Source organism: Streptomyces sp. NPDC051041 (assembly GCF_044456065.1).
In the GTDB taxonomy this organism is placed as follows: Bacteria; Actinomycetota; Actinomycetes; order Streptomycetales; family Streptomycetaceae; genus Streptomyces; species Streptomyces glaucus.
On the sequence record NZ_JBITFM010000014.1, the window covers coordinates 93258 to 101783 of the forward strand.

The window sequence follows — 8526 nt, forward strand, 5'->3', positions numbered from 1 at the left end:
TCCATGACGACACCCTGCCCCCTGCGAAAGCGGAGTTGCCGCCATGCCGTCCCATGACGTCCGGAACCTTCTGCAGTGCGCTGTGCCCACGGCGGCTGCCGGTGCGGTCGCCGTCGCCGTCAGCGGTGCGGTGGCCGGAGGCAAGGGCGCTCTCGGGGCCGCGGTCGGCACGGTGCTCGCCATCCTCTTCATGGGTATCGGCCTGTACGTCCTGCAGTGGACGGCGAAAACGCTCCCGCAGCTGTTCCAGGCCATGGGGCTGATGCTCTATGTCGCCCAGCTCCTGCTGCTCCTGATCTTCGTCGCCCTCTTCAGGGACACCTCCGCCTTCAACGCGAAGACGTTCGCCCTGTCGCTCGTCGTCACGACCGTGGTGTGGATGGCCGCGCAGGCCCGTGCGCACATGAAGGCCAGGATCTTCTACGTCGATCCGGACTCCGCGAAGGGCGAGAAGCCCCAGAGGACCGGGTCGCCGTCGTGACGAGTAGGGGCGCGATAAAGACCAGTGAGAACTCCTGCTATCGTCCGGTGCCAACTGCGGCATCGCGGGCGCGGGCATCTGAGCTGACGCCTGCTCAATCGCGAGGCTCGATGCCCCCCAGCCGCCCCCACATCCGTAACACCTGTCCGGTGCCGATCCGCGGCTGCGCGCCGCGCCGACACAACGAGGTTGCCGTACCTATGCGTCACGCCGAAGGAGCCCGCGGTGAGTGCTGACCAGACCCAGCTCGCCTTTGACTGGAGCTGTCGGATCATGTCCGACAACGGGTGTGGTTTTCCGGCTCCGGGCCTGCACTCGTTCCTCTTCCAGCCGATCGCCACCGTCGGCGGGTTCGAGTTCAACAAGGTGATGCTGCTCGCGCTCATCACCACCGTCCTCGTCGTCGGCTTCTTCTGGGCGGCCTTCGGCAAGGCCAAGATGGTGCCGGGCAAGCTCCAGATGATCGGCGAGGCCGGCTACGACTTCGTACGCCGCGGCATCGTCTACGAGACCCTCGGCAAGCGTGAGGGCGAGAAGTACGTCCCGCTCATGGTCTCGCTGTTCTTCTTCATCTGGATCATGAACATCTGGTCCGTGATCCCGCTCGCGCAGTTCCCGGTGTCGTCGATCATCGCGTTCCCCGCGGTGCTCGCCGCGATCGTCTACGTGGTGTGGCTCGGGCTCACGTTCAAGAAGCACGGCTTCGCGGGCGGGTTCAAGAACCTCACCGGTTACGACAAGTCGCTCGGCCCGGTGCTGCCGCTCGTCGTGGTGATCGAGTTCTTCTCGAACGTCCTGGTCCGGCCCTTCACCCACGCGGTCCGGTTGTTCGCCAACATGTTCGCCGGTCACCTGCTGCTCGTGATGTTCACCGTGGCCAGCTGGTACCTGCTGAACAGCTACATGATCCCGGCAGCGGGCGTCTCGTTCCTCATGACCGTCGTCATGATCCTCTTCGAGCTTTTCGTGCAGGCGGTCCAGGCCTACGTCTTCGTGCTGCTCGCTTGCTCCTACGTTCAGGGCGCTCTCGCCGAGCACCACTGAGCCACTCCCTCACCAAACCACCAGCCGTCCGGTGGCCAACCCCCACCGGTTCGCAACAGAGAAGGAAGATTCAGCATGGCTGCCACTGAGACCCTTGCCGCTGTCTCCGGTTCCCTCGGTTCCATCGGCTACGGCCTCGCGGCCATCGGCCCCGGCATCGGCATCGGCATCATCTTCGGCAACGGCACCCAGGCCCTCGCCCGCCAGCCCGAGGCCGCCGGCCTGATCCGTGCCAACCAGATCCTCGGCTTCGCCTTCTGTGAGGCGCTCGCCCTCATCGGCATCGTTATGCCGTTCGTGTTCGGCCAGTAAGACCCTCTTACTCACCGACGCGTTTCGACGAAAGGCACTGATGTGATCGCCAACCTGGTACAGCTGGCGGCCGAGCACACGGAGAAGCAGAACCCGCTCCTCCCGCCGGGCCCCGAGCTGCTCGTCGGCACCATCGCCTTCGCCATCGTGTTCTTCTTCTTCTGGAAGAAGCTGCTTCCGAACATCAACAAGGTTCTGGAGGAGCGTCGCGCGGCGATCGAAGGCGGTATCGAAGAGGCCGAGGCCATGAAGACCGAGGCCCAGAGCGTCCTTGAGCAGTACAAGGCCCAGCTCGCCGAGGCCCGGCACGAGGCCGCGCGTCTGCGCCAGGAGGCGCAGGAGCAGGGCGCCGCGCTCATCGCCGAGATGCGCGCGGAGGGTCAGCGGCAGCGCGAGGAGATCATCGCCGCCGGTCACGCCCAGATCGAGGCCGACCGCAAGGCCGCCGCGTCCGCGCTCCGCCAGGACGTCGGCAAGCTCGCCACCGAGCTGGCCGGCAAGCTCGTCGGCGAGTCCCTGGAGGACCACGCCCGGCAGAGCCGCGTCATCGACCGCTTCCTCGACGAGCTCGAGGACAAGGCCGAGGCGGCGCGATGACCGTGCACGGAGCGAGCCGCGAGGCCCTGGTCGCCGCACGGGAGCGTCTCGACGCGCTGACGGACTCCACGGCCGTGGACGCCGGGCGGCTCGCCGACGAGCTGGCCGCCGTCACCGCGCTGCTCGACCGCGAGGTCGGCTTGCGCCGGGTCCTCACCGACCCGGCGCAGGCCGGTGAGGCCAAGGCCGAGCTGGTCCAGCGCCTGCTCGGCGCCCAGGTCAGCGGTCCGACCGCCGACCTGGTGGCCGGCATGGTGCGCTCCCGCTGGTCGCAGTCCCGCGACCTGGTGGACGCGCTGGAGGAGCTGGCGAACCTCGCCGACCTCACCGCCGCCCAGCGGGCGGGCACGCTCGACGACGTCGAGGACGAGCTGTTCCGGTTCGGCCGGATCGTCTCCGGCAGCACCGAGCTGCGCGCCGCGCTGACCGACCGCAAGGCCACCGTCCCGGCCAAGGGCGAGCTGCTGCGCAGCCTGCTCGGCGGCCGGGCCAAGCCGGCCACCGAGCGTCTGGTGACGCGCCTCGTGTCCGCGCCGCGGGGACGTAGCCTGGAGTCGGGACTGGAGTCCCTGTCCAAGCTCGCCGCCGAGCGCCGGAACCGCATGGTCGCCGTCGTCACCTCGGCGGTACCGCTGAGCGACGTGCAGAAGCAGCGCCTGGGCGCGGCCCTCGCGAAGCTCTACGGCCGTCAGATGCACCTCAACCTCGACGTGGACCCCGCGGTCCTCGGCGGGATCCGGGTGCAGGTCGGCGACGAGGTCATCAACGGCTCCATCGCGGACCGGATCGAGGACGCCAGCCGCCGCCTGGCGGGCTGACGGCCACGCGACGGACACGGCAACTGAACACGCAGTACGTACTTACGGCCCTCGTTGGGCCGTGCAGAGGATTCACCTCCTAAAGGGGGGAGTCCCCATCCCCCCAAGTGAAACTTCGGGCCCAACAAGGAGAGCAGGGAACCCAGATGGCGGAGCTCACGATCCGGCCGGAGGAGATCCGGGACGCGCTGGAGAACTTCGTCCAGGCGTACAAGCCGGACGCGGCCTCGCGCGAGGAGGTCGGTACGGTCACCTTCGCCGGTGACGGCATCGCGAAGGTCGAGGGCCTGCCCTCGACCATGGCCAACGAGCTGCTGAAGTTCGAGGACGGCACCCTCGGCCTCGCCCTCAACCTCGAGGAGCGCGAGATCGGTGCCATCGTCCTCGGCGAGTTCAGCGGCGTCGAGGAGGGTCAGCCGGTGCAGCGCACCGGTGAGATCCTGTCCGTCGCCGTCGGCGAGGGCTACCTCGGCCGCGTGGTGGACCCGCTCGGCAACCCGATCGACGGCCTCGGCGAGATCGAGACCGAGGGCCGCCGCGCCCTCGAACTGCAGGCCCCCACGGTCATGCAGCGCAAGTCGGTGCACGAGCCGATGGAGACCGGCTACAAGGCCGTCGACGCCATGACCCCGATCGGCCGCGGCCAGCGCCAGCTGATCATCGGCGACCGCCAGACCGGCAAGACCGCCCTGGCCGTCGACACGATCATCAACCAGCGCGACAACTGGCGCTCGGGCGACCCGAACAAGCAGGTCCGCTGCATCTACGTCGCCATCGGCCAGAAGGGCTCCACCATCGCCGGCGTGCGCCGCGCGCTGGAGGAGAACGGCGCCCTGGAGTACACGACCATCGTCGCCGCCCCGGCGTCCGACCCGGCCGGCTTCAAGTACCTCGCGCCGTACACCGGCTCCGCCATCGGCCAGCACTGGATGTACCAGGGCAAGCACGTCCTGATCGTCTTCGACGACCTGTCGAAGCAGGCCGACGCCTACCGCGCCGTCTCCCTGCTGCTGCGGCGCCCGCCGGGCCGCGAGGCCTACCCGGGTGACGTCTTCTACCTGCACTCCCGTCTGCTGGAGCGCTGCGCGAAGCTCTCCGACGACATGGGTGCCGGCTCGATGACGGGTCTGCCGATCGTCGAGACCAAGGCCAACGACGTCTCGGCGTTCATCCCGACCAACGTCATCTCCATCACCGACGGCCAGTGCTTCCTGGAGTCGGACCTGTTCAACGCCGGTCAGCGCCCCGCGCTGAACGTCGGTATCTCCGTCTCCCGAGTCGGTGGTTCCGCGCAGCACAAGGCGATGAAGCAGGTCTCGGGCCGGCTGCGCGTGGACCTCGCCCAGTTCCGTGAGCTGGAGGCGTTCGCCGCCTTCGGTTCCGACCTGGACGCGGCCTCCAAGGCCCAGCTGGAGCGCGGTCAGCGCATGGTCGAGCTGCTGAAGCAGGACCAGTACCAGCCGATGGCCACCGAGGACCAGGTCGTCTCCGTGTGGGCCGGCACCACCGGCAAGATGGACGACGTCCCGGTCGCCGACATCCGCCGCTTCGAGCGGGAGATGCTGGAGTACCTGCACCGCAAGGAGCAGGGCCTCATGACCTCCATCCGGGAGGGCGGCAAGATGTCCGACGACACCCTCCAGGCCGTCGCGGACGCGATCGCGGAGTTCAAGAAGCAGTTCGAGACCTCGGACGGCAAGCTGCTCGGCGAGGAAACCCCGGCTGCCGCCGCCAAGTGACGTAAGGAAGGGACCTGACTCATGGGAGCCCAGCTCCGGGTCTACAAGCGTCGCATCCGATCCGTCACCGCGACCAAGAAGATCACGAAGGCGATGGAGATGATCGCCGCCTCGCGCGTCGTCAAGGCGCAGCGCAAGGTGGCGGCCTCCACGCCGTACGCGACCGAGCTCACCCGCGCGGTCTCGGCGGTCGCCACCGGTTCCAACACCCGGCACCCGCTGACCACGGAGGCGGAGAACCCGACCCGCGCCGCGGTCCTGCTCCTGACGAGCGACCGCGGTCTGGCCGGCGCCTTCAACGCCAACGCCATCAAGACGGCGGAGCAGCTGACCGAGCGGCTTGAGCGCGAGGGCAAGCAGGTCGACACGTACATCGTCGGCCGGCGCGGTGTGGCCCACTACAACTTCCGTGAGCGCAAGGTCACGGAGTCGTTCACGGGCTTCACCGACGAGCCGTCGTACGCGGACGCCAAGAAGGTCGCGGCGCCGCTGATCGAGGCGATCGGGACGGAGACGGCGGACGGCGGCGTGGACGAGATCCACATCGTCTACACCGAGTTCGTGTCGATGATGACGCAGACGGCGGTCGAGGCCCGGCTGCTGCCGCTGAGCCTCGACGAGGTCGCGCAGGAGGGCCGGTCCAAGGACGAGATCCTCCCGCTCTACGACTTCGAGCCCTCGGCGGAGGACGTCCTGGACGCCCTGCTGCCGCGTTACGTGGAGAGCCGCATCTACAACGCGCTGCTCCAGTCGGCCGCTTCGAAGCACGCCGCCACCCGGCGCGCGATGAAGTCGGCCACCGACAACGCCGGAGAGCTCATCGAGACGCTCACCCGGCTTGCCAACCAGGCCCGCCAGGCCGAAATCACCCAGGAAATCAGCGAGATCGTCGGTGGCGCCAGCGCTCTCGCCGACGCGACCGCGGGGAGTGACCGATAAATGACCACCACTGTTGAGACCGCGACGGCTACGGGCCGCGTCGCCCGGGTCATCGGCCCGGTCGTCGACGTGGAGTTCCCCGTCGACGCGATCCCGGAGATGTACCAGGCCCTCCACGTCGAGGTCGCCGACCCGGCCAAGGCGGGCGAGAAGAAGACGCTGACCCTGGAGGTCGCCCAGCACCTGGGTGACGGCCTGGTCCGCACGATCTCCATGCAGCCCACCGACGGCCTGGTCCGCCAGGCCCCGGTGATCAACACCGGCGCCCCGATCTCCGTGCCGGTCGGCGACTTCACCAAGGGCAAGGTGTTCAACACCATCGGTGAGGTGCTCAACGTCGACGAGAGCTACGACGGCGAGCGCTGGCCGATCCACCGCAAGGCGCCGAACTTCGACCAGCTCGAGTCCAAGACCGAGATGTTCGAGACCGGCATCAAGGTCATCGACCTGCTGACCCCGTACGTCAAGGGCGGCAAGATCGGTCTGTTCGGTGGCGCCGGCGTCGGCAAGACCGTGCTGATCCAGGAGATGATCTACCGCGTCGCCAACAACCACGACGGTGTGTCGGTGTTCGCGGGCGTCGGTGAGCGCACCCGTGAGGGCAACGACCTCATCGACGAGATGAGCGAGTCGGGCGTCATCGACAAGACCGCGCTGGTCTTCGGCCAGATGGACGAGCCGCCGGGCACCCGTCTGCGCGTGGCGCTGGCCGGCCTGACGATGGCGGAGTACTTCCGCGACGTCCAGAAGCAGGACGTGCTGTTCTTCATCGACAACATCTTCCGCTTCACCCAGGCCGGTTCCGAGGTGTCGACCCTGCTCGGCCGTATGCCCTCCGCGGTGGGCTACCAGCCGAACCTGGCCGACGAGATGGGCATCCTCCAGGAGCGCATCACCTCGACCCGCGGTCACTCGATCACCTCCATGCAGGCGATCTACGTCCCCGCCGACGACCTGACCGACCCGGCCCCGGCCACCACCTTCGCCCACCTCGACGCGACGACGGTTCTGTCCCGTCCGATCTCCGAGAAGGGCATCTACCCGGCCGTGGACCCGCTGGACTCCACGTCCCGCATCCTGGACCCGCGCTACATCTCGCAGGACCACTACAACGCGGCCATGCGCGTGAAGAACATCCTGCAGAAGTACAAGGACCTCCAGGACATCATCGCGATCCTCGGTATCGACGAGCTCGGCGAGGAGGACAAGCTCGTCGTCCACCGTGCCCGTCGCGTGGAGCGCTTCCTGTCCCAGAACACCCACGTCGCCAAGCAGTTCACCGGCGTCGACGGGTCGGACGTGCCGCTGGACGAGTCGATCGCCGCGTTCAACGCGATCTGCGACGGCGAGTACGACCACTTCCCGGAGCAGGCGTTCTTCATGTGCGGTGGTATCGAGGACCTGAAGAAGAACGCGAAGGAGCTGGGCGTCTCCTGAGCCCCGTGCTCACGGTGAGGGGGCGGGGCTCGTCCCGCCCCCTCCTCCACGCCCACTAGACTTGTAACCAACACCCGGCACTCCCGCCGGGTGGTGACCCGAGGAGCCACCCTTGGCTGCTGAGCTGCACGTCGAGCTGGTCGCCGCCGACCGCCAGGTCTGGTCCGGCGAGGCCACCCTGGTCGTCGCGCGCACCACCTCCGGCGACATCGGCGTCATGCCCGGTCACCAGCCGCTGCTCGGTGTGCTGGAGTCGGGCCCGGTGACCATCCGTACGAGTGATGGCGGGACGGTCGTCGCCGCGGTGCACGGCGGTTTCATCTCGTTCGCGGACGACAAGCTGTCGCTGCTGGCGGAGATCGCCGAGCTGGCGGACGAGATCGACGTCCAGCGCGCGGAGCAGGAGCTGGAGCGCGCGAAGGCGGAGGACGACGTGGCGGCCCAGCGCCGTGCGGACGTCCGACTGCGTGCGGCGACGGCGGCGCGCTGACCCTGCGAGCCGTATGGTGATGTGCCTCAGCCGCGGCCGGCACCGGAGCGATCCGGAGCCGGTCGCGGCTGAGGCAGATCTGGATGTTTTTTCCGTTCCGTTACCTAGGAGACGAGGAGGTCGGTGCCGATGGTCCTCGCTCTGACTGCGTGCGGAATCGTGGTGGCCCTCGTGGTGCTGGGGCTGTTCGTCTTCGGTCTGCGCCGCCGGCTGATCCAGCGTTCCGGGGGCACCTTCGACTGCTCCCTGCGCTGGGACGCCCCCGAGGAGGGCGACGCCGGCGGCAAGGGCTGGGCCTACGGAGTGGCCCGCTACAACGGCGACCGCATCGAGTGGTTCCGGGTCTTCTCCTACTCGCCCCGCCCGCGCCGCGCCCTGGAGCGCTCCGCGATCGAGGTGGCCGGCCGTCGCGTCCCCGACGGGGAGGAGGAGCTGGCGCTGCTCTCCGACTCGGTGGTCCTGGCCTGCCTGCACCGCGGGACCCGGCTGGAGCTGGCGATGAGCGAGGACGCGCTGACCGGTTTCCTCGCCTGGCTGGAGGCGGCGCCGCCCGGACAGCGGGTGAACGTGGCGTGACCGCGTCGGGGGGGCCCCCCCCCCGGGGGGGGGGGGGGGCGCCCCGGGCGCGGGGGGGGGGCCCGGCCCCGGGGGCGGCCCCCCCCCCCGAGG

Annotated in this window: 10 protein-coding genes; all 10 read left to right on the forward strand. The window is 68.8% G+C overall.

Annotated elements, in window-relative coordinates:
- Positions 1–43: 43 nt before the first annotated feature.
- The 10 genes from ACIBAI_RS21355 (at position 44) to ACIBAI_RS21400 (ending at position 8433) form a co-directional block, all read left to right on the forward strand.
- A complete protein-coding gene (locus tag ACIBAI_RS21355; RefSeq protein ID WP_399036401.1) occupies positions 44–481 on the forward strand; it encodes a hypothetical protein in 438 nt (145 codons plus the stop codon).
- Between the two features lie 273 nt (positions 482–754).
- Positions 755–1525: a F0F1 ATP synthase subunit A gene (gene atpB, locus ACIBAI_RS21360; protein WP_399036488.1), complete on the forward strand. Its 771-nt coding sequence runs from the start codon at positions 755–757 to the stop codon at positions 1523–1525.
- A gap of 75 nt (positions 1526–1600) precedes the next feature.
- Entirely contained in the window at positions 1601–1837 is a 237-nt protein-coding gene (gene atpE, locus ACIBAI_RS21365; protein ID WP_159535807.1) for an ATP synthase F0 subunit C, read from the forward strand.
- 42 nt (positions 1838–1879) lie between these two features.
- Positions 1880–2434: a F0F1 ATP synthase subunit B gene (locus ACIBAI_RS21370; RefSeq protein ID WP_399036403.1), complete on the forward strand. Its 555-nt coding sequence runs from the start codon at positions 1880–1882 to the stop codon at positions 2432–2434.
- A gap of 2 nt (positions 2435–2436) precedes the next feature.
- A complete protein-coding gene (locus ACIBAI_RS21375) occupies positions 2437–3252 on the forward strand; it encodes a F0F1 ATP synthase subunit delta (protein WP_399036490.1) in 816 nt (271 codons plus the stop codon).
- A 146-nt stretch (positions 3253–3398) separates the two neighbouring features.
- The gene (gene atpA / locus ACIBAI_RS21380; RefSeq protein ID WP_344603591.1) at positions 3399–4991 is read left to right on the forward strand and encodes a F0F1 ATP synthase subunit alpha; all 1593 of its coding nucleotides are present in this window, start codon (positions 3399–3401) and stop codon (positions 4989–4991) included.
- 21 nt (positions 4992–5012) lie between these two features.
- Positions 5013–5930, forward strand: a complete 918-nt coding sequence (locus ACIBAI_RS21385; protein WP_399036405.1) for a F0F1 ATP synthase subunit gamma — start codon at positions 5013–5015, stop codon at positions 5928–5930.
- Entirely contained in the window at positions 5931–7367 is a 1437-nt protein-coding gene (gene atpD, locus ACIBAI_RS21390) for a F0F1 ATP synthase subunit beta (protein WP_399036406.1), read from the forward strand. It abuts the gene before it with no gap.
- 112 nt (positions 7368–7479) lie between these two features.
- Positions 7480–7857, forward strand: a complete 378-nt coding sequence (locus ACIBAI_RS21395) for a F0F1 ATP synthase subunit epsilon (protein WP_344603585.1) — start codon at positions 7480–7482, stop codon at positions 7855–7857.
- Between the two features lie 129 nt (positions 7858–7986).
- Entirely contained in the window at positions 7987–8433 is a 447-nt protein-coding gene (locus ACIBAI_RS21400; protein ID WP_344603583.1) for a DUF2550 domain-containing protein, read from the forward strand.
- The last annotated feature ends 93 nt before the right edge of the window (positions 8434–8526 follow it).